Annotated in this window: 16 protein-coding genes and 2 pseudogenes; 8 read left to right on the plus strand and 10 right to left on the minus strand. The window is 65.3% G+C overall.

Features of this window, described 5'->3' with window-relative positions; translation table 11 throughout:
* The coding region (locus tag ACWEJ6_RS48905) for a helix-turn-helix domain-containing protein (protein ID WP_452432297.1) at positions 1–764 on the minus strand (764 nt) is incomplete at its 3' end.
* A gap of 102 nt (positions 765–866) precedes the next feature.
* Here ACWEJ6_RS48905 and ACWEJ6_RS48910 point away from each other — a divergent pair.
* Positions 867–1181, plus strand: a complete 315-nt coding sequence (locus ACWEJ6_RS48910; RefSeq protein ID WP_452432298.1) for a hypothetical protein — start codon at positions 867–869, stop codon at positions 1179–1181.
* Positions 1182–1487: 306 nt separating this feature from the next.
* Here the strand turns inward: ACWEJ6_RS48910 and ACWEJ6_RS48915 are convergent, their stop codons facing one another.
* Together ACWEJ6_RS48915 and ACWEJ6_RS48920 are read right to left on the minus strand one after the other, a co-directional pair.
* Positions 1488–1784: a hypothetical protein gene (locus ACWEJ6_RS48915; protein WP_452432299.1), complete on the minus strand. Its 297-nt coding sequence runs from the start codon at positions 1782–1784 to the stop codon at positions 1488–1490.
* A 487-nt stretch (positions 1785–2271) separates the two neighbouring features.
* A complete protein-coding gene (locus tag ACWEJ6_RS48920; RefSeq protein WP_452432325.1) occupies positions 2272–3264 on the minus strand; it encodes an aminoglycoside phosphotransferase family protein in 993 nt (330 codons plus the stop codon).
* Positions 3265–4043: 779 nt separating this feature from the next.
* Between ACWEJ6_RS48920 and ACWEJ6_RS48925 the strand changes: the two genes are divergently transcribed.
* Entirely contained in the window at positions 4044–4169 is a 126-nt protein-coding gene (locus tag ACWEJ6_RS48925; RefSeq protein ID WP_452432300.1) for a hypothetical protein, read from the plus strand.
* Positions 4170–4174: 5 nt separating this feature from the next.
* The gene (locus ACWEJ6_RS48930; protein WP_452432301.1) at positions 4175–5320 is read left to right on the plus strand and encodes a methyltransferase domain-containing protein; all 1146 of its coding nucleotides are present in this window, start codon (positions 4175–4177) and stop codon (positions 5318–5320) included.
* Between the two features lie 60 nt (positions 5321–5380).
* Here the strand turns inward: ACWEJ6_RS48930 and ACWEJ6_RS48935 are convergent.
* Positions 5381–5544 (minus strand): annotated as a pseudogene (locus ACWEJ6_RS48935) (IS30 family transposase); the annotation flags it as partial.
* Between the two features lie 88 nt (positions 5545–5632).
* On the minus strand, positions 5633–6004 hold the full coding sequence (locus ACWEJ6_RS48940; RefSeq protein ID WP_452432326.1) for a transposase: 372 nt from the start codon (positions 6002–6004) through the stop codon (positions 5633–5635).
* Here ACWEJ6_RS48940 and ACWEJ6_RS48945 point away from each other — a divergent pair.
* The gene (locus tag ACWEJ6_RS48945) at positions 6004–6198 is read left to right on the plus strand and encodes a hypothetical protein (protein ID WP_452432302.1); all 195 of its coding nucleotides are present in this window, start codon (positions 6004–6006) and stop codon (positions 6196–6198) included. The genes ACWEJ6_RS48940 and ACWEJ6_RS48945 overlap by 1 nt on opposite strands.
* Before the next feature lie 464 nt (positions 6199–6662).
* Here ACWEJ6_RS48945 and ACWEJ6_RS48950 read toward each other — a convergent pair whose 3' ends face one another.
* Positions 6663–7445, minus strand: coding sequence for a GntR family transcriptional regulator (locus tag ACWEJ6_RS48950; protein WP_452432303.1), 783 nt, complete (start codon positions 7443–7445; stop codon positions 6663–6665).
* A gap of 81 nt (positions 7446–7526) precedes the next feature.
* On the opposite strand from ACWEJ6_RS48950, the gene ACWEJ6_RS48955 reads away from it, so the two are divergent.
* Positions 7527–7892, plus strand: coding sequence for a hypothetical protein (locus ACWEJ6_RS48955; protein ID WP_452432305.1), 366 nt, complete (start codon positions 7527–7529; stop codon positions 7890–7892).
* 2084 nt (positions 7893–9976) lie between these two features.
* Here the strand turns inward: ACWEJ6_RS48955 and ACWEJ6_RS48960 are convergent.
* The 3 genes from ACWEJ6_RS48960 to ACWEJ6_RS48970 form a co-directional block, all read right to left on the minus strand.
* Positions 9977–11209 carry a hypothetical protein gene (locus tag ACWEJ6_RS48960; protein WP_452432307.1) on the minus strand — a complete coding sequence of 411 codons (1233 nt, stop codon included), beginning with the start codon at positions 11207–11209 and terminating at the stop codon, positions 9977–9979.
* Complete coding sequence (locus ACWEJ6_RS48965; protein ID WP_452432308.1) at positions 11188–11526, minus strand: endonuclease domain-containing protein; 339 nt, start codon at positions 11524–11526, stop codon at positions 11188–11190. The genes ACWEJ6_RS48960 and ACWEJ6_RS48965 overlap by 22 nt, the downstream gene beginning before the upstream one ends.
* A gap of 75 nt (positions 11527–11601) precedes the next feature.
* On the minus strand, positions 11602–12699 hold the full coding sequence (locus ACWEJ6_RS48970; RefSeq protein ID WP_452432310.1) for a protein-L-isoaspartate O-methyltransferase family protein: 1098 nt from the start codon (positions 12697–12699) through the stop codon (positions 11602–11604).
* A gap of 792 nt (positions 12700–13491) precedes the next feature.
* On the opposite strand from ACWEJ6_RS48970, the gene ACWEJ6_RS48975 reads away from it, so the two are divergent.
* Positions 13492–14331 (plus strand): GntR family transcriptional regulator, encoded by an 840-nt coding sequence (locus tag ACWEJ6_RS48975; protein ID WP_452432311.1) that lies wholly within the window; start codon positions 13492–13494, stop codon positions 14329–14331.
* Between the two features lie 597 nt (positions 14332–14928).
* Here ACWEJ6_RS48975 and ACWEJ6_RS48980 read toward each other — a convergent pair.
* Positions 14929–16183 (minus strand): annotated as a pseudogene (locus ACWEJ6_RS48980) (IS630 family transposase).
* 1489 nt (positions 16184–17672) lie between these two features.
* On the opposite strand from ACWEJ6_RS48980, the gene dnaE reads away from it, so the two are divergent.
* The gene (gene dnaE, locus ACWEJ6_RS48985; RefSeq protein WP_452432313.1) at positions 17673–21260 is read left to right on the plus strand and encodes a DNA polymerase III subunit alpha; all 3588 of its coding nucleotides are present in this window, start codon (positions 17673–17675) and stop codon (positions 21258–21260) included.
* On the plus strand, positions 21257–21616 hold the full coding sequence (locus tag ACWEJ6_RS48990) for a DUF6300 family protein (protein ID WP_452432315.1): 360 nt from the start codon (positions 21257–21259) through the stop codon (positions 21614–21616). The genes dnaE and ACWEJ6_RS48990 overlap by 4 nt, the downstream gene beginning before the upstream one ends.
* Positions 21617–21640: the final 24 nt, after the last annotated feature.

Below are 21640 nucleotides of genomic sequence, written 5' to 3' on the forward strand. Positions count from 1 at the left end.
GAAGGGCCGGGCGGTCGCGTTGTAACGCCACTCGAAGGCGACCAGCCGGTCTTCGACCTGGTCAAGACTGGTGAATAGGCTAGCGCACCGCCGCGCGTGTACTCGTGGTTGACGCGCATCGTGCGGGCGGCTCCTGGGGGCAGTGTGGGATGACAGCGGCAGCGGGCCTGGATGGAGGTCTTCTCATCGGAGGAGATGACGTACTCGTGGGGGTCGAGCGGGATGCCGTCCCAGATGCGGGCGTACAGATCCAGCACCCGGGTGGCCTTGGCGGCGAAGTCCGGGTCACGGATGAAGGTCCAGGATTGGCACTGCCAGGGTTTGAGCGCGTCAGCGGCCAGGATCCGGCGCGCGGTGGAGGCCGAGATCGCCGGAGCGATGCCCCGGGCCACGATCTCACTGGCCAGATCGGGGCAGCTCCATCGCGATGGCGGCACCGCGGTCTCAGCCGGCAGTTGGCAGGCCGATGCCTTGATCTCGGCGACCTGGACCGGGGTGAAGTGGGGTGGGCGTCCAGAACGGGGCCGGTCGGCCAGTCCTAGCATGCCCTCGTCGGCGAATCGGCCTCGCCGGAGCCGGACGGTGTCAACGGTCATCCCCCGGCGTCGGGAGATCTTCGCGTTGGAGTAGCCGTGCGCGGCGTCCAGCACGATCGGCACGCGGATGACCTGCTGGTAGGGGGCGGTGTGGGAGTAGGCCAGCTGCTTGAGCCGCCGGCGTTCGGCGGCTGACAGCGTGATCTGGCGGGCGCGGGGGACGGGCACCAGAGGGCTCTCTAGGGTTGATCTTCACGGTGACGTGGCGACAATGCCCGCATTCGCGCCGATAGTGGGTCAACGACACGCCAAGACGGCAGGATGTCGGTCATGCCCACCATTCCCGCTTCGGCCAAGATGTCCCTGGCCGAGCGGCTGTTTCTGGACGCCAAGCAGCACTGGCCGCAGTTGGCTGACGTTCACGTGCGTTACCGCGGCCAGTTCGGCTACGTCGAAGGCGCACTCGCCGACGGTGAGTGGCTGCCGTTGATGCGGTTGCGTTACGGCGGCTCGGCGCACCGGTGGGGGCTGGCAATCCACACGCCGAGCACGGGCGGCTATGAGGACGCGATCTGGTTCACCGGCAGCCCGCAAGAGGCCCTCGACCTGGTCTGCGACCTCTATGTGAGCAACGCCGATAGCTGATCACGAGCAGCACACCAACCGGCAACCGTCCACCCCCGAGGGACTTCCAGCGCCGACCACTAAGCTCCTGCGACAACATCTGAGGCGCTAACGCTCAACGGTCAGCCCGAAACCCTCAGCAAGGTTCAACACGCTGACTTGACAGGGAACATCATCGAAACCGGAACCGACTCCTACCGGCTCGCCCACTCCCGCGTCCAGCAAGACGCGCCAGCCTGGTGATTTCCCCGCCCGGTCCACCTCGCCACGTCAACCAGCTGGGCGGCAACGTCCTGGACGGGCTGAGCAGTCTCAGCCCATGAGCACCTACGGCATGAGCCTGATCTTCACCTGATGATTGTGTTCAGCATGCCAGATGACCTCGCCCACCACCTCGGCGCCCATGCCAGGCAGGTCGAAGTCCACCGGCATCGCGGTGATTTCGGCAAGGCCGATCGCATCCGGAACGCCATCGATACGCAGGAACACCCCGAACGGCTGCCGGCCGATGACCTTCCCTGTTACGCGGGTCCCGATCGGAAGAGCCTGACACGAGGCAGACCAACCAGCCCTGGCTCTTCTCGCGGCTTCGACGCCGTTGTCCGGCCAGGAATACTCGCTCACACGCCGATCTTGCCCTCACCGGACGCAACTCCGCAACACGCTCAAGAGCTCGCTCTCGACTGGGCAGAGGCGAGGCGATGCTTCAACAGAATGCGACGAAGTGGACAAGACCTGACCCTGCCCAGCCGCAGAGTGGTACCCAAACTCGTTCGCCGACCAACCCTCAAGATCGCCAATTGGCGCCAGAACTCATGCGAAACTGGTCCCCGAACTCACTCATCCAACCAGTCGAAGCGCTGCCCGTCCACACGGACCGTGGAGGTGCGCGTGCGCCAGGTAGCAGCCCCCAGTTCGTAGCGTCCGGTCCGACCGGGTGCCTCCAGCGCCTGCCCGGATCAGCCGGGTGTCGCATCCGCCGGTCCCCTCAATGCGGTAGGCACGCGATCCCCGCCCGCTCCACCCGGTTCGCATCTCGCCTCGCGCAGCTGACATGGATGGGATCGGAGCGCAGTGTTGACCCACCCGCGGCACGCGCTGTCTGTGTGACCTACAGGGAGCGCGTTCTCTGTACTAGGCTCCCGACGTAGGCGATGCTTATCGGGCTACGCCACCGCCAGATCGCTCCGGCGGCATTGAGCTGGCGTGTCAGCTTGCCGATGAGGTGATCTTCCTCGGCCGCGCTAAGTCGGCCCCCTGAAATGAGCTGGGTATACCGCACAGTGTGGACGATGGCTGTCTTCACCCGCTCGTGCGCCAGATAGATGCGAAGATCCTTCTCCCACCCCTGCGTGCACGGAGCCGGCATGCTTCTCAGCCAGCCAGCGAGAACGGCCTGACGCTCATCGTCGTAATAGGTCATCTTGAAGAGGTGGACAGCGAGATCGTAGACAGGGTCGCCCCACAGCGCGAGCTCCCAGTCGAGGAACACGACGTGTCCGTCACGAAAGATCATGTTTTTCCGATGGAGATCCCCGTGGACGAGCATGAGTGGCCGTGGCGTGAGCTCGGGCCAAAGAGCGAGTATCGGCGCCAGTGGGTCATCAGGGATGCCTAGCGCGGAGAAAAGCGACTGATAGGACTCATGGAAGGTGTCGTAGACCTGTGCGGTCATGTCGGACAGCCGCGTGGCGAAGGCGGCCGTAGCGGCGTCAACCGGCCACGACGGCGGCAACGCCGGCAGTCGATCCAGTGGAACCATGGTGAGCTGGCCTAACAGTTCCACGACATCTGTCAGTACCGCGGGTGGCACGCGGGTTCCCCTCGGCGCGATGCTATTGACAATGCCGCCGGCGATGAACTCGTGAATCTGAAAGGGGGGACTCTGTGACACGTGCAGCAGCTTCGGGACACAGGTGATATCCGGCGTAAGCGCTGTGAGGATATCCTGCTCAAGCCAAATTCGAAGATCCATGGCATCGGCCCCGGCGATGGGGATGCGTACGATGACCGGTCCGCCCGGAGTGTCGACTCGGACGTTGGTGTTGTAGGAGCCGGTGGCGCCGTTTCCGGCCTGGACAGCCGTGTTGTACAGGTCCCGCATCACGTACGCAGCCTCCGTGAGAAATGGTTGAACCTCTGGACCGCCGGGAGAGGCGCACCTTCCAGATGTTCGTCTGTAGGTCTCACTCGTGCCCGACGCGCCGGCGCCGGTCGGGAAGGTGCGCCCATGCACACCGTAGTTCCATGCTCGCCCCATCGCGATGCTGTGGTGTCCGCTTGTACCGACCACAGAGATCGACTACGCACTGACCCCTTTCATTCTCCTTGTCCGGCTCTCCTGAGCGGGGACTAATACCGCAGCTACAAGCCCAGCTCAGCTGCCGGACGTCCAGGCCTCGCCGCAGGCCACAGGACTCACCTTCACCAGTCACGGCTCCTGACCTGCGGCAGCAGGATGAAGAGGGCTCGGTGAAGTGATCTCAGCGAACTTCTGGTAGCCGGTTGTGTCCGAAATAGGCGAGAACGAGGGCCGCGCGGGTTCGTCATCGGCCTGGCCACAGCCTGGACCCTGTTCCACGACTATAAGGCTCGGTACGGCCCGGAGGAAGGCCGTCAGGCGCCCGCCAGCGCAGGAGCCGCTGGCCGGGCATGGGTGACCTGTCAGTTGGCGAAGAGCTGAGGGGCGAGGTCGGCCCAACGACGAACCCCTGTTCTCAGCTCTCGCCCAGTAGGCGGGACCATGTCCGTCGCGCCTGCCGTAGCGAAGCGGGGAGTGACGATTCCCGTTGGCGAAAACCGGCTCCAGTCGCTCCTCTTGCCGACCCCGTGCCGTAGTCATACGGTCACAATACGCAAGGTATCGAGATCTGGGAGATCAGCATGGGTGGAAAGCACAGCGGCCGGCCGACCGACCGACCATTTGACCACAACACGGACAAGGGCGCCGGCAGCACCGACGACGCGAAGGGACAGTCCAAGGGCGGCGACCGCGGCGGCGGCAAGTAGTGGACATGGCCGCCCACATGGACCGGCTGATCGCCGCGCTCGACTCCGCAGAGCGCGGCGACATCAGCGAGTCCATCAAGGATACCGTCCGCGCCGTGCCCCGTCACCAGTTCATCCCGGACGTGGGCCTGGTGCGCACCGACGACGGGGAGCCTCACCTGATCGACCGAAAGGCCGATCCCGACGCCTGGTACGAGGCGGTGTACTCCCGCAACGCCATCGTCACCCAGCTCGACGACGGCGAAACGCCCCTGACCGCGCTGAAGGGCGACTACACCTCGTCGGCATTCCAGCCTGGCACCGTCGCCGACCTGCTGTACCACCTCCAGGTCGAGCCCGGCATGCGGGTGCTGGAGATCGGCACCGGCACTGGGTGGACAGCCGCACTGCTGTCCCACCTCGTCGGAGATCAGGGGAAAGTGACCTCCATCGAGGTGGACCAGGTCGTCGCCGAGCAGGCCGCGAAGAATGTGAGCGAGGCGGGCTATTCCCCCCGGCTGCTCGTGGGAGACGGAGCGCTGGGGTGCCCGGACGGAGCGCCATATGACCGGGTTCACGTTACCTGCGGCATCCGCGCCGTGCCGTACGCCTGGGTCGAGCAGTCCCGGCCCGGCGGCGTGATCGTGCTGCCATGGCGTCCCGGCTTCGGCCACTGCCTGCGACTGGAAGTCCAGGACGACTCCACCGCCGTCGGCCGAGTGGTCGACTTCGCCGAGTACATGTGGATGCGGGCCCAACGGCCAGCGCCGGATGAGACACCGCCCGGTGAGCGGCGGCGTTACTGGACAGCGCTCGACCCGCGAGCGTTTGACCAGATCGACGCTGGGATGGACCTCGCCGTGTCCGCGCTCACCGGAATCGTCACCACCACCAGCCGCGGCACCGACGAGGATGGCCATTGGTGGCGCATGTGGCTTTCGGATCCCGACATGCCGTGCTCGTGGGCCGCTGTCACCTGCAGGCCGGAGTCGAAGATCACTGTTCAGCAGGTAGGCGACCGGCCCTTGTGGGACGAGGTCGTCCAGGCGTACGCCCAGTGGGTGGAGTGGGGCGAACCGAGCTGGAGAGACTTCGGCATCACCATCACGACCGAGGGCCAGCGGATCTGGCTAGGCACCCCGGACCGCACATTGAACCGCACTGCGGCCTGAGACCGAAGACACCCCGCCTCCCGTGCGGCGCATTCCAGGGGGCGGCACAACACAGTGGCGCTAGTTGCTGGTGGCGAGAAGCATAGCGAGGCGCTTGGCTAGGGTTTCCCAGCCGAGCGTCTTTCGTGGTCTGGCGTTCAGTTCAGCGGCGACGGCGTCGAGCGGATCCGGGTGTGGGCCGACAGGTCGGTCCCCTTGGGGAAGTACTGACGGAGCGGGCCGTTGATGCTTCTGGTCAATGTGACGAGAGAGTGGCGGGCGATCTCGTGCTGCCAGGCGGCTTGATCGGTGGTCATGGCGCGGTAGATGACGTCAATGAGGTGGCGTTGGAGTACGCGTCGTGCTCCTCTTGCCTTGGGTAGGCCTCGTGCCAGGCCAGAAGTTCCTGGGCTGCGGGATGGCAGCGTTTGTGACGATGGCCGCGGTGTGGAGACGGCGGTTGCCGCCTCGGAGGCGGTGACGTTCCCGGTCTGAGGAGTAGATGAGGATCGGCGCGCGGCCGTTGTAGCGGGCGAGCTTGGCTGAGCTGGTGAATCGGGTGATGTCCCCGCTCTCGGAGATCAGGGCCGCCGTGGAGTTGTGGCTGATGCCGGTGATCTCCAGCGGGGCCGGGTCGTTAGGCTGACGATCCCCTCGATGGTGATGTCGAGGTCGCGAACGCGCTGGTTGATCAGCATGGTGCAGTGTTCGAAGAGGTCAACGCGATAGCCGACGAGGACGCGCGGTTCACGGACATGTTCGTCGATGCGGTGCCGGGCCAGATCAGGGCTGGCGACAGCCGAGGTGCGCGACGCGCGCGCCTCGGCCGCGCTGGCCGGCTGGGCATGGGTGCCCCATCAGCCGTCGAAGAGCTGATAGGGGGTCAGCCCAATGACTAACCTCTGTTCCCGGTTTGCCCTGTGAGCGGTGGCCTCGTGCGTCACGCCTGACGTAGCAAACGGGGAGTGACAGGTACCTATGGGCGAGAGCACGCTCCTATCGTTCCTCTCGGCGGCCCCGTGCCGGGTCCGGGACCAGCTCTCGGGCGGAGCTGATCTCGGTCTCGATTGATCCGTACCGATGGGCTCGCTGCCTCAGTTGGACCGGCCAGTCGAAGGGCTGATGGCCGTTGTCCCTGCTAGAGAAGCGGCCATGGCCGAGAGGCTGATGACGCGTCGGACGTGGGCCAGTCGCCGGGCGACATCCCCATCGGCGATGAAGGTGCCGACGGTGTACTCGTCGGCGGCTCCGGCTGTCTGGCGGGATCCCAGTCGGGGGAGGGACACGACGAACTCGGTCGGGTCCTGCGGTCTTCGGAATCATTCTGTGGTCGATCAAGTGAAGTGAGAGGCCCGACGAATGGCTATTGGCCAGAGGCGCGCCCCATCTTGCCGCTGTAGACCAGCGTGAACCGGTCAGCTGGTACCACTATGTCGGCCGTCTCGACCTGGGTCTCCCCCGAGTAGTACGTGCGCCGGATGGTCATTATGATCGAGCCCGGCGCGTGCCGTAGTCGCTCGCATTCCTCAGTCGTCCCAGGTCGAGCACCGACTTCTTCCACCCAGTCGTCGATGGGTATGCCAATGCTCAGCATGCGCTCGGCTACTCCGCGGCCGGCCAGCATGCCATCCTCCGGCAGCACGATCGGCGTTCCGCGCGTGATCGCCAGCGGTTCCCAACTGGTCGAGAGCATGACCGGCTCGCCATCGGCCGAGAAGACATAGTCAGTCCGAACGACGTCTTCCACATCGCCCGTGGCCTCATCGAGGCCCAGGCGGTCGCGGATCTCGGGCGGAGCCTGGGCGGTCTGCGACTGGTAGGTCCAGCCGGCCTCGCGGCCCTGCCGTTCCATGTCCTGCATAAACGGTGAACCGTACGGCGTCGCTCGGTACCAGGCGCGGATCAGGCGCTGCGGCTCACGCGGCAGCCGAACGAACGTGCCAGCTCCGGACCGCGCGACGGCGAGGCCTTCGGACACAAGCACCTTCAGTGCCTCCGAGGCGGTGGAGCGCGAGATGCCGAGGTCGTTCGCGAGCCCTGGGACGGAGGGCAGGCGATCTCCTTCCCGCAACTCTCCTGATCTGATGCGTTCGCGCAGTTGGTCGGCGACTCGCAGGTACAAGTGGCGCTCGTCTTCTCGATTCACGCGGGTAGCTTGACAGCCTTACCGGTAAGCTTCAAGCTTATCGGGACGCAGCACAGCCTACCTGGGAAGGTTCTGCTTGTGATGTATCAGCAGCACCTACCGCCCATTCCGGACAGCATCGACATCGTCGGCGTTTGGGCACGCGGCATCGCTCAGGCCGAACGCCCCGATCTCGCAAGCGACGCCGAGCGGGTCGCCCGAGCCCTAATGGCGGCGGCCATCCGGCGCACCAAACGAGGCCAGCTCATCCAGACGCGGATCGACGTGGCCCACGACAGCCTGTGCATCGAGGTCCACGATCCGGGCGGTTACGACAACGTCGGCGGCTTCGAGACAGCCGAACTATCCAGCGCCACCACATCCTTCGGCGCGTCCGGCGATCACAACGGGCATCGGACGTGGGCCATCCTGCGCTGGTCCGGGGAGGCGCATCATGGCCTCGGATGACAAGCACAGTCGCGGCTGGAGAGGCGCCGAGTTCGCGGTCGCGGCGTGGAGAGGCCATCGATCGGTGGGCGGGGGCGAACTGACTTCCCTGTCCAGCGCCACACCAGAGGATCAACCACCGTCGCCCCCCACACCTAGGACCCTGCCCGGTGACCTGCGAGGTGCGTTCAGGCGGTTCTACGTCTGGCGCGACACCCAAGGCAGATGGCGGGCACGGCCGCTGCCCATGCTGGCCCCCGATGAGGTCGCTTTCGGCATCAGGCAAGAGCTGGTGGCCGATACGCTGCTCGAGCTTGCTTTCGCTTGCACCTGGCAGCGGAGCCGCCGCACCGTCCATCGCTACCTGCGGGAGTACGCCCCCTGAGAGGACGGGGCGTGGTTCAGCCTCCTGATGGAACGGTCCCGCGATGGGAGCGATACGCGCGTCCCGCGAGAGATCGCATTCGGATCACCGAGACTTCATGCTGTGGCGCCTACGAATGGGCCTGCCAAGGAGGGCAGTTCCTCATCCTTCGAGCCAGACGCTCGGGGTGCTACGAAGAGACCGGGAGAGGGATCTCAAGGCAGGTGTGCCCGATCTGGATCCTTCTCATTACCGCTCACGAGGACGAGCACCGGAGTGACGCCATGGTCTCCCTAGCCGCCAAGTCCCGGAGTCGCCGCCCAAGGACACGCACCAAGCCTGTTGCTCGAGCGAGCCCCTCTGGCCTGCCCTCAACCTGGAACCACACGGCGTCTTTCTGCGCTTCAGCGGGAAGGACCACAATAGAGGCGTTGGGCTGCGATGCTTCGCACATTCGGGCCCGTCGTCCGGCTTGACGACGACGTGGCCAACGAGCAGGGTCAGCAGCTCCTTCCGCGCATTCGGGTCCGCGCCCGCCCACCAGCTCTCCACGCTCGTCTTGTCCGGCGGCACCCACTCGGCGCCGCGCCGGTCCGCAACGGCTCCAGCACCTGCTGCGCCACGGCCGGCACCAGCACGCGCGCCGCCACCCGTACTCGGCCGTCGTCTCCTCACGGCCGGGGAGCGCGGCGATCATCTCGACGGCCTGCTCAGTGGTCAGGTCGCCGGCGGCGTACGCGGCATGTACGAGGGCCGCCTTGTTCCCGGCGTCGAAGTCCCTGGTCGGGGTCTCCCGGGTGGCTGCCGCCGGGGGCGGTGGCGCGGGGGCGTCCGGGTGAGGTGGTACGACGGTGAGGCGGCGCGGGGGAGACGCCTCACCTGATGGCTGGTGGGCCATGGTGACTCCTGGGGGAAGTAGTGCGACCCAGCGTAGGGACGGTCGCCTGGCCGTGTCATCCATTCCTAACCGGCCGAGATCCGCTGACAGCGTTCGGGATCTTCCGACAGAGTTCGGTGTCCTTCGACGGCGTTCGATGTGCACCGGCAGGCTCTCCGGCGGCGTTCGAGGTCCTCCCGCAACGTTCATCAAGGCCGTCCGATGGCGTTCGAGGTCGTTCGGCAGCCCCCGGAGGCAAGAGCCCGGCCGGAGAAGGCACCGATCGGAAGGGCCTAGCGAGGAAGATCGGCGAGTGCGTCGAGCGCCGCGTCCGTGAGCGCCACCGCGTGCTCCTCGGCCCTGGCCACCACCCGCCCGGCCACACGCCGCCGCACCTCTGCCACGGCAGCGCCCGCCGTTACCCGCCACCGCAGCGGCACTCCCGTCCTGCCAAGGGTCGGTTCCTGCTAGGGCGGTGTCCCGTCGGCGACCGGTACCTCCAGCATCAGCCGAGCGCGCGCCTCACCGCAGGCACGCCAGCATCTGACCTCCAACGCCCGCGCCGGGCCGCCAGGTGCCGCGGCTCACCGTCCACCGCATGGCGCTCACCTGGTGCGCCATCGGCACGCCGCAGTGCCACACCTCTACGGCACCACCAGGCAGCGGCGCCATCTCGCTGTCAACGAGCCTGCCGGCCAGAGGATCCGGGCCGGCACCGCGAGTTCGTCGTCGGCCATCTGCACCACCTTCCCGATCAGCACTCATTGTCCCCGGAGGCTGAGGCAGCGCACGGCCTGGCCGAGACTCGCCAGCAACCGCCTGAGCTCAAGATGGCAAGGCGAGGCCGCACCGCGGCGGTCGACCTCAGCGGCGGAACCGGCTGGTGGCGTCGCCAGGCAGCGCGAAGGGCAACAGAGCGAGGTGGATCTCCCGGTCACGATCTCCGCGAGCATGCATGACGAAGTCCACCCGCTCGTGACTGTCGTGCCGCCCCCGCCGCTTGCAGTTCGGGTGCGCCTCAACCGCCTCGACGGCAGAACGGATGGCAGCGCTGACATCCTTGTTCCTGATGAAGACGAGCAGGGCGGCCCTGGTATCCCGCCACACCAGATAGCCCAGCAGCTGATTAAGGGCGTCCTGGACCGTCTTGGGGCCCGCCCAAATCTTGCATTCTCCGATGAAGACGTTCCGGTCACGCTCCCGGATCAAGATGTCGGTCTTGCCGTTGCCGTTGAACACCTCGCCGCTGGCCGCTCCCTCGAACTGAGCGTTCAGAGAGACCAGTAGGAGATTCCGGATCGACTCCTCGTCCATTCCGGCCGCCAGGGACGGGGTGCGCTCCAGCGCGTCGCGGGAGTGGCGCAGGACTTCAAGGGCGGCCTCGTAGTCCTCTTCGGCAAGGACGGGCTCCGGAGCGAACCGCGCGCCCTGGGAGGCGGACACACCCGCCGAGGGGCGGACCGGGCGCCGCTTGACCGGAACGCTGTAGGCGGCGGCGTCCGTACGCTTGCGGATAGGAAACCCGACGGCGGCCTGCACGTCACGGATGGCCAGCAACTCGGCCCGCCGGTGAGACACAAGGCGGGGCACGGACTCCCTGATGTTGGCGTTGTGGGGATCGATTTCTTCTCGTGCCCATCCCAGCCATTGCTCGATCTCGTTCAGCTGCCGATCGAACCGCTTACGCACCTTGGCGCCGTCGGTCAGCTGCCCTTCCACAGTGAGCCAGAGCTGCCTGTCGTCCAGGTATGGTACCGAGGGCGGGTCCCTGGGGTACCGCGACGGCCTAGTGAAGAACAGGATGCGTTCGCCCTCGTACGGGACTACTAGCGTGAGGAGCGAAACGCGTCGTTCAATCCGGCGGCCGAACTTGGTGCTCTCTTGGATGGTTTCTGCCGGCTCCAGCATCCATGCCTCATGGCGGAGGAGGCGGGGGCAGTCCAGAGTCCCGAATCTGATCAGGGTCTCGATGACGTCATGCTCTGGAGCCCGAAGCAGTGCCTCCTGGTCCCACTTGTGCAGGAGGGTTGTCATATCGCGGATGACCATTGCCATATGGGCGCGTATTTGATGTTTCAGGAAAAGGTGGGCCGCCACATGCATAGCTTGGCCTGTCGGGCCGACAGAATCGAAACGGGCGCGGTGGGACGGTTGGGCGTTGGTGGGGCATAGGGGCTGGGGGTGCCGCCACGCACGTCACCTGCTACACGGCCACTGTTCCCCCTCGACGCCGCGGCGTCCGCACTATCCGCAATAGCTCTCGTCCACGTTCCGGCTGCGGCTCGCCCGCGCGCGGCCTGCCAGCCCTGCCAGTGCCGCGTGTTGCACGGGCCGCACGGCGGTGCCCGCACGAGCCCGTGCGTGTGACAGTGGTCCCACACCTGAGCTCGTTCGGTCGTGCAGCACGCGCACATGAATGCCGCGGCGCTCGGCCAGTCCCGCCGGCTGTTGCGGTCCGTGAGGTAGGGGCGCCCGGGGCCCGCACGACCTCAGAGCGCAGACGCCGCGACCGGCGGCGTGCCGACGGCCAGCGTGGGACGGACGGTCCACCCGCCGTCGCCGTGGTTCAGCTCGGCCGTCATCTGGCCCAGGCCAGGCCTGCCTTGGTCGCGCCACTCCTGGGCCCAACCCGCGAGCAGGTCGCCGGCGCTGTCGTCCCCGGCGGCCACCCGCTCGCCGGCGTCATCAGGGGTGATGAGGGCGATGCCGGTGGAGGTGGAGGCGCCGACGCGCCACACCGGGTCGCCGAGCGCGGCCGTGGTCAGGCCCTCGGGCCGGGTGGCCAGCAGGAAGGCGTAGAAGTCGCCGGGCTCCTCCCCCGCCACGAGCGGCCCCTGCCCGGTGCGGCCGGACGTCTGGAGCTCCCGCAGCAGCCGCCGGCCGGTGTCGCCGTCCCCGGCGCGCAGCCATGACGCTGACAGCCACCACGGCTGGCCCTCACCGTCGTGGACGAGTGCGTCGACGTCGCGCGGCGGCACGATCCACTGGTCCAGGACGTGCGAGGTGGCCTCGACGAACCCCGCCCGCAGCAGCCCGTCTACCTTCAGCGCCTGGCCGTGCCCGACGTGGACGCGGACGACGAGGAAGGTCTTGGCCAGGTCCGTCACCTGGACCGGGACGACCATGACAGCCCCGGGAGCGGCGTGGCGCACCCACCCGTCGGGGATGCGCTCCAACGTGGCCCAGGCGATGACCCGGTCCACCCGCTCGCCGCCGTCGTCGCTGGTGGCGCCGTCGGCGGCCCGCAAGGTGACGTTGGCGCGGCCGTCCGCGCGTAGCCGCTGCCCGGCCCGCGTGATGAGGCCGGGGTCGATGTCGCTGGAGGTGACCCAGCCCTTCTCGCCGACCAGGTGGGACAGCAGGGCGGTGGAGAAGCCCGACCCGGTGCCGACCTCCATGGCGCGCTGACCGGGCCGCACGTCGACCATGTCCAACATGGTGGCGATGATGCTAGGCGCGGAGGTCTGCGGCAGCTTGGAGCCGTCCTCCTCCAGGGTGTAGTGGGTCTGGCTGACGTGGTCGAGCGCGTGCTGGACGGCTGGGCTGACGGTCATCGCGACGACGGCTCCCCTCTGGTCGTTGGTCATATGCGGAGCAGCAGGCGGTAGGGCCGGTCAGGATGCTGCGATTCGCCTGCGACCAGGCTGGCCACCACCCGTTACTCGTCCGCCGCGACCGACGCATCGGCGATGCCTACCGCCGCTATTCAGCTTCCTGGCGCCGCTGTCAACCTTAGTGCGCGTCACCAGACGCGGACGGACTGTCGAGGCGGCCATCCAGTTTGGCACGGGCCTCACGGGACTGGATGAACACCAGGTCAGACGATGGACGTCCTGGCACCGCTGGGCCGCCCTCGCGATAATCGCCCACGCCTACCTCGCCGTCACCGCCGATCGCGCCCTAACGGCACGTGCGGCCTGGTCCCTTTCACCTGGGCCGCGATCCGCCGCCACCTGGCGTGTCTGGCCAACGCCACCATCCGTACCCTCGACCATGTCCTGGCCTGGTCCCACCTACGCCGACCCCACCAGACACGAGCCCTCCGCAGCCACTACTCGAAGCGCTAGCTACGCCACAACAGAATCCACACTCAGATCACTTAACCCTTTCAATGTATTGTCGCAGGTCAGGAGTGGTAGCTGGTGGCAATGAGCCCTGTGGCCCGCAGCGCGAACCGAGCAACCGGCAGCTGAACTGGGCCAGTGGCGGCGATATCAGCCCTGCTCAGGGGAGTCGGCTAAAGAGGATAAAAGGGAACTCAACATGGCTATCGTACCTAGGCGGATCAGGCGCCCGGCATACTGCCCGGCTGGCTACTTCCATCAAGAGTATGACCATCATTTCTGGAAAAGATATTCAGGGGCTTTTACGATCTGTGCATGAGACTCGATCCCGACGACCCTCGTCCTCCCCTTCAACAGGTCACCACGCAGCTCAGAGCGGCCATCCTCGCAAAGGATTTCGCGCCGGGAGAGAAGCTGCCCTCTGAGTCGGAACTCGCCAAGACCTTCGGCATAGCGCGCCCGACGATTCAGCGAGCGATCCGTCAACTCCGGGAGGAGGGGCTGATCGTCTCCCGGCAGGGGAGGGGCGTGTTCGTCCGTGAGCAGACCCCTCGTCCCGTCGGCCTGCGCCCTCGCATCGAGGAAGCGTTCAGGCGGCCGGAAGTCACCATCGACTTCGCAGGGTTCTCTGGTGAGACCCTGCACGAGGCGATGATGGAAGCGCTCGACAACGTCCGAGCAGGCCGTCTAACTCCGGAACGGATCTCTATCCGACTCCTTGTTCCGGACACCGACCGACCATGGTCTCTCCCCTGTCGGGTGGATAACGGTCAGGATGAGCCGCTGTTCAGACAGCGCGCAGCAAGGGTCATTCGCCAGCACGCCCAGGCCATCGTGGAATCGGTCAACGAGCTGAGAGACCTCGGCCTGGTGGCACATGCGTCCGGCGATATTCGGATCAGCGGAGAACCGCCACGGTTCAAGATGTACGTGATCAACGAAGAAGAGGCCTTCTTCGGCTACTACGCGATCGAGGAACACACCGTGGCGTTGGGTGAGACGCCAGTCGTGATGTACGACCTGATGGGCAAGGACAGCGAGCTGTTTCATTTCGCGCTGAGCGATGGTCCCCATTCGACATCGGCTCACTACGTGCAGCAGACGTCCGCGTGGTTCGATGCGATGTGGAGCAGCGTCACTCGCGAGGCACCGTAAGGCGCGTACGGGTCCGCAGCCGTAGGAGCAGCCATGAGGCGGGCACTGCGCCTGCCGCTCGGCTTCGACGGGCCGGTCGACGCCAACAGTCTCCGCGTCACGGTGGAAGCGGCCCGCGCGCGGCTTCCGCCAAGGGCGCGACACGGACGATCCCTGGAGGTGTTCCGGCCCAGCGCATTCCTCGGACGACCTGAACCGGCTCGGCCTGAGGGCACTCGCCGCGCTGGAAGTGAAGGGCCAGTGAAGGGCGACCTACGCTCGGCGGGGCGGACTTCATGACGCACGTGATGAGGGGTACACGTGGCCATCGTGATGGCCTTTCTGGACCGAGAAGGAGTCGGCGGCCTGGTGACATAGGTCGCCGCATCGAATGGCGTACCGAATCTCGCGGGCGCGAGCGTGCGTCGGATTGAGCGGCAGAAGTCCGCTTTGCCGCCGCAGAGCAACTGGCGTCGGATCCGCGGCTGGCCAGGCCCGAGCCAGGCCCGAGCCAGGCCCGAGCCGGGGCCGTGATGGCGGCCATGACCGTAGGCTGTGGCGCGTCCCCGCGCTGGCCGCCCTCACCGGCCGGGCAAGCAGACGCTCTCGTTGCTAGTGTCATGCGCCTGAAATTCGTCGGCAATATTTAGCGAGGGATTCGAGGATCTCTTCGGCGGTCTTTCTCCATACGAACGGCCGCGGGTTGTCGTTCCATTGAACGATCCAGTCCCGGATGTCTTTCTCCAGGGACTGGACGCTCTTGTGCACACCACGCCGGATCAGCTGGCCAGTCAAGAAGCCGAACCACCGCTCGACCTGGTTGATCCAGGACGACCCGGTCAGGGTGAAGCGCATGTGGAAACGGGGATGACGAGCCAGCCACGCTTTGATCGCCGGCGTCTTGTGCGTGCCGTAGTTATCGCAGATCAGGTGGATGTCCAGCTCGGCAGGGACGCTCTTGTCGATCGTGACCAAGAACTTCTCGAACTCGGTGGCGCGGTGCTGGCGATGCGGCTCGCCGATGACGCTGCCATCGTCGACGTTGAAGGCGGCGAACAAGCTGGTGATGCCATGACGAACGTAGTCATGGGTGCGCCGCTCGGGCATGCCCGGCATCATCGGTAACACCGGCTGCGACCGATCCAGCGCCTGGATCTGCGACTTCTCATCCACGCACAACACCACCGCGCGTTCAGGCGGGTCGTGATAGAGACCCACCACGTCGACGACCTTCTCTACGAACAGCGGATCGGTCGACAGCTTGAACGTTGTCGTGCGGTGCGGCTTGAGGTCGAAGGCCCCGCCAGATCCGGCCGATGGTCGACTCCGACAGTCCGCTACGCCGCGCCATCGAGGCGCGGGTCCAGTGCGTGGCGCCGGCCGGTGTCTCCTCCAGCGTGGCCACCACCACCCGCTCGACCTGGTCCAGGCTGATCGACGGCGGGCGGCCTGGACGCTCCTCATCGATCAGCCCGTCCAGCCGCGGGCGCAGGAACCGGCGGCGCCACTTGGAGACCGTGTCCGGATGCACTCGCAGCTCAGCGGCGATCTGCTTGTTGTCCTTACCGTCCGCGCACCCCAGCACGATCTTCGCGCGCATCGCCAGGGCCTGCGCGGACTTGGCCCGCCGCGCTCATCGCCGCAGCACCGCCCGCTCGTCCCGCGACACTGTCAGCTCCGCCTTGGGCCGGCCGGTGCGCACGTCATCGGCCAGCGCCTCCAGCCCGCCTCGGGCGAAAGCCGCACGCCACTTACGCACCGTGCTCTCCGCGAGGCCCAGATCCCGCGCCACCCGCGCAGTGCTGATCCCCAACCCCGCACACGCCAGCACGATCCTCGCCCGGACCGCCACCCTCGACGACTCCGCTGACATGCCGATCAGCCGAGCCCGCTCACTGTCCGATCAGTGGATCTCCACTGCGGACGGTCCTGGATGCGCCACAACCAACACCATACGGATTTAACTGGTGAATTTCAGGCGGATGACACTAGCAGGCCAGGTGCGGCTTGGTCGACAGGCCGCGCCTGGGAGCGTCCAAGCGTACGATCGGTGGGTTCACCTCGCGATCCGCCAGCTGGTTTGTCCTGGCATTCGCCGACCTGGCGTGCGCTAAGCGCGTGCTGATGGGTTGAGCAGACGGTGGACTCCGCCCCGGCCTGCCAGCCGGTCAAGACGGCGGCATCGGCCAGAACCTGCGGCCGCGTGAGAAGCCGCTGCCTTCTGTCAGCCCGCCGCAAACGGCGGATCATGCGGTAGACCGTTCGCCAGGTGGCGTAACACTCGGCGACGTCCCGCCACAGTAGACCCATCCGTACCTGCCAGCGATCCCGTCGATCAGCTGACGCCTCCTCCCTGGCAGCAGCTGACCTGGTCTTTTGGTCATCGGCAGCGGCTCCAGCAGCGTCCACCGCGCATCGGTGAGGTGGAACCGTCCCGTCATCGCTCTGGTGGCCACAAGGTCTCCGGGGTATGAGGTTCTTCTGGTCGCTGAACCCGCTACCTGAGTCCTCTTGCCTGTCCGGATACGGGCACGCCGTTGATCGACACGTTGAATTAGGCCCTGAACGGAGAGACACCGGGATAGACGCGGTAGTGGATCAGGGCACCCGCGATGAGCTCATCAGTCGGCTGCCCGAGGTGACGCGTTCCGTCGCGACCGTGCACCCGCCGCGGGTTGCCATGGACGGGGCGGCACCGCCGGCAAGGTCGCGCTGGTAGACACGAACATCGTGCCGGCCTCGTGCGAAGCGCCAGGGTTGTTGTTGGCGTAGACCGCTTCACGCTCGACCGTGTTAGTCGAGGCGGAGGTCTGTCCAAGTGAGCGAGCAGTGCGGCGGTGGGGTTATTTGAGATGCACCGTCGGCCGTTCTCGTTGGGAGGTAGGGCGTCTGGGCGCCGTGAGGAGCCGCTCCGCCCTCTCAGAAGTCGTAGCTGAATCGGGACAACGGATCCGGCTGCCGCTTCGCTCGCCAGAGCGGGGTCCCCGCGCGGCTGCCCTTGGGGAGTGACCGCCCGCCGTCGTTCGTCCCCGGTGACCGGGCAGCGTAGGTGGACCACCGTGTGGGAGACGTTGAGGATGGCACGATGAGCGATCACGTAGCGCCTTTTGGTAGTCATGTTTTCTTGTGGTGAGAACTCATATACCGGAGGCTCCCCTCTGTCACTAGTTTCGGCGATCTTTCCTGAAAGGCCCGAAACGTCACCGTCAGCGTCCCGAACGCCCTTCATCGCCCGATTTATTTCTGTGAGATCACCCATTAGCGTGACCGCACTCGCTGGCCGCGTACACCGGCAATCCCCCGCGTCGAACCGATAGGCTGTGAAGCTCTTACCGCGCGATCCCGAAAGGACAAGATCATCCGTGGCTGAATCCTTTGTCCACCTGCATGTTCACACTGAGTACTCGATGCTGGACGGTGCGGCGAAGATCGGCAAAATGGCGGATCGCGTCGTCGAGCTAGGCATGCCGGCGGTCGCTATGTCGGACCATGGGAACATGTTCGGCGCTTATGAATTTCACAAGAAAATCAGTGGTGCGGGACTGAAACCGATCATCGGTATAGAAGGCTACGTGGCACCGGGCTCGCGTTTCCACAAGAAGCCGGTCTTTTGGGGAGAACCTCACCAGCGCAGGTTCAACGAGGCCACCGGCCTCGGCGGCGACGTTTCCGCCACAGGCACCTACCTGCACAAGACCATGTGGGCGATCAACACTCAAGGCCTGCGCAATCTCTTCAAGATTTCATCCCTGGCGTCAATCCAGGGCCACATGAAGAAATATCCCCGGATGGACGACGACCTGTTCGCCGAATACCACCACGGAATCGTCGCCACTACTGGTTGCCCGTCCGGCGCGGTCCAGACGAGGCTCCGGCTCGGCCAATATGACGAAGCACTCAAGACGGCCGCTCAATACCAGGAAATCTTCGGGAAAGACAACTATTTTCTGGAATTGATGGACCACGGGAACATCAGCATTGAGCGCCGTGTCCGCGAAGACCTGCTACGCCTGGGACGCGAGCTCGACATTCCCCCATTGGTCACCAACGACTCCCATTACGTGACAGCCGACCAGGTGGGCGCGCATGATGCCCTGCTGTGTGTCGGCACGAACTCCCTGATTGACCAGCCCGATCGGTTCCGCTTCTCCGGCGAGGGCTACTACATCCGCTCGGCCGAAGAAATGTGGGCTCTGGATCACTCAGACCTCTGGGCCGAGGGCTGCCGCAACACCTTGGTCATCGCGGAGCGCGTCGAGGACTACGCCGAGGTGTTCAAGCATCGCGACCTCGCCGCGAAGTTCCCGGTGCCCGAGGGCGAGACGGAGATGTCATGGTTGCGCAAGGAATGCGCCCGAGGGGCTGTCCGTCGTTACGGCGACCCGGTTCCCGCGCACATCCTTGAGCGCATTGAGTATGAGCTGTCAGTTATCGAGGAAATGGGCTTTCCCGGCTACTTCCTCGTCGTCGCCGACATCTGCCAGTACGCCCGAGACAACGACATATGGGTCGGCCCGGGCCGAGGATCGGCTACCGGGTCCATGGTCGCCTTTGTGACCGGCATCACCGAGCTCGACCCGATCGCGCATTCACTGCTGTTCGAACGGTTCCTCAACCCCGAACGTATCTCCATGCCCGACGTCGACATCGACTTCGACGAGCGCCGGCGCGGCGACATGATCCGCTATGTCACCGAAAAGTATGGCGAGGAGAACGTCAGTCTGATCATCACCTACATGACGATCAAATCGAAAGCCGCTGTCAAGGACGCGGCTCGCGTCTTGGGCTACCCCTTCGTCGTCGGCGAAAGAATCACCAAGGCGTTCCCTCCCGCCGCGCAAGGCAAAGAGATCCCGCTCACCAGCATCTTCGACGAAAAGCATGAACGCTACGCCGAAGCCGCGGAGCTTCGCAAGCTATACGCGGAGGACCAAGACGTCAAAAGGATCATCGAGACCGCACTCGGCCTGGAAGGCCTAACCCGGGGCACCGGCGTCCACGCCGCGGGCGTCATCTTGTCCTCCGAACCCCTCATCGATGTCATGCCGGTGTTCATGCGCCAAGAGGACCAGGCGCGCATCACGGGCTTCGACGGACCCTCGTGTGAGAACCTCGGGGCCCTCAAAATGGACTTCTTGGGCCTGCGCAACCTCACCGTGTTGGGCGACGCCGTAGAGAACGTCCGACTCAACCGCGGCATCGAGCTCGACATGCTCACTCTCCCTCTCGACGACGCTAAGACCTACGAACTGCTGGCGGCGGGCTGGACGCTCGGCATCTTCCAGCTCGACTCCAGCATGATGCGCGATCTGACCAAGCTCATCGCCCCCGCTCGATTCGAAGACGTCTCCTCGATCTTGGCTTTGGGCCGTCCCGGCCCGATGGGTGCCAACGCCCATACCAACTACGCGCTGCGCAAGGCCGGCCAGCAGCGGATCGCTCCAATCCATCCCGACCTCGAAGCAGTCTTGGAGCCCATTCTCGGTACCACCTACCACCTGGTCGTCTACCAGGAGCAGGTCATGGCCATCGCGCAGCAACTCGCCGGCTATACCCTCGGCGGCGCTGACATCCTGCGCAGGGCGATGGGCAAGAAGAAAAAGGAGGAGATGGACAAGCAATGGGCCACCTTCCTGTCGGGTATGCAGGCCAACGGCTACAAAGAGGAACACGCCAAGGCTGTCTGGGACGTCCTCGAACCCTTCTCCGCCTACGGCTTCAACAAGTCCCACACCGCCGGATACGGTTTGGTGTCCTACTGGACGGCCTACCTCAAGGCCAATTATCCGGCCGAGTACATGGCCGCGCTCCTCACCTCGGTCGGAACCAACAAAGATAAGATGGCGATCTATCTCGCCGAATGCCGCCGCATGAGGATCAAGGTGCTCCTGCCCGACGTCAACGAGTCGGGTCAGCGCTTCGAGGCCAAGGGCAACGACGTCCGGTTCGGGCTCGGCGCCGTCCAGAACGTCGGAAAATCCCCCATCGACGGAATTATCGGCGCCCGGAAGGAACACGGCAAGTTCGTCGACTTCAATGACTTCCTCAACAAGGTTCCCGCGTCGGTCTGCAACAAGAAGGCCATCGAGTCCCTCATCAAGGCCGGCGCGTTCGACAGCATGGACCATACCCGGATGGGTTTGTCCCAAATCTTCGACCAAGCCGTCGATGCGATCAGCGACGTGAAGAAGAAAGAGGCGATCGGCCAGGATTCCCTATTCGGCGCACTCGATAAAGAGGCGGGCACCAGCGCCTTCGCCGTCACGATTCCTTCAGGGGAATGGAACAAGAAGACGCTACTGCAATTCGAGCGGGAGATGCTCGGCTTGTACGTCTCAGATCATCCGCTCAACGGCGCTGAGAGCATCCTGGAGAAGAAGCGCGATTACTCCATCGCCCAGATCCTCAATGGTGACGCCAATCAGGAGCGACGCGAAGTCCGCATCTCGGGCATCATCTCCAGCGTTACCAAAAAGGTAACCAAAGACGGCAATTCCTGGGTCATCCTCAACATCGAGGATCACTACGGATCGCTCGAAGTTCCATGTTTCCCCGCCACGTATCAGCTTTACGGTGAGAACCTCGCCACAGACCTCGTCGTGTCTGTGACGGGGAGGATCCGAATGCGTGAAAACGGGGAGGATGCCACGGTCAACTTCAGCGCCTCCGCCATCGAGTTCCTGGACATCACCAACGCTCAGGAGACCGGCGGCGTGCAACCCGTCGTACTCAATCTACAAGAGAGCAGGATCGATGCCGCGCTCGTCGCTGAACTCAAGCAGACATTCCTGACGCACAAGGGAGACACTCCCGTTCAGCTGGTGGTGGAACGACTTAACCACAGGAAAGTCCGTTTGGCATTGCCGGATTACAAGGTGAACACCAGCAATGGTGCGTTCGCTGGTGATGTGAAGGTCCTTCTGGGCGCCGGCGCGCTCAACGAGGTATGAACAGCCAGCGGCCGGAGCGGCTCGCCGCCGTGAGGATTACCGGCCCAGCTCCGCCATGCGGGCGATGCGGCGGACCCGGCCTGCTGTCCGTCCGCGTTCCCCATGCCATCCTGCGCGCCGACGGGCAGACCGTCCATGGGACCAACGTCGTCGTCTTGTGCTCTCGCTGCGACAACGACAGACCTGAGAGCGGCGCACTCATCACCTGGTTCACCGTCAACGGCCGCATTGTCGACGGCGACCTTGATCAACTAGCAGCCCTCATCCGGGCATGGATCGCCGTCGCCAGAGTTCCCGCCGTGGACATGGACGCGCTCCAGGCGGAGATCGACGCATGGAGAGGAGGTGCCCTATAGCGGCTGCGAAGCCGCGCCGCTGCA

This window comes from Nonomuraea sp. NPDC004702, assembly GCF_053601695.1.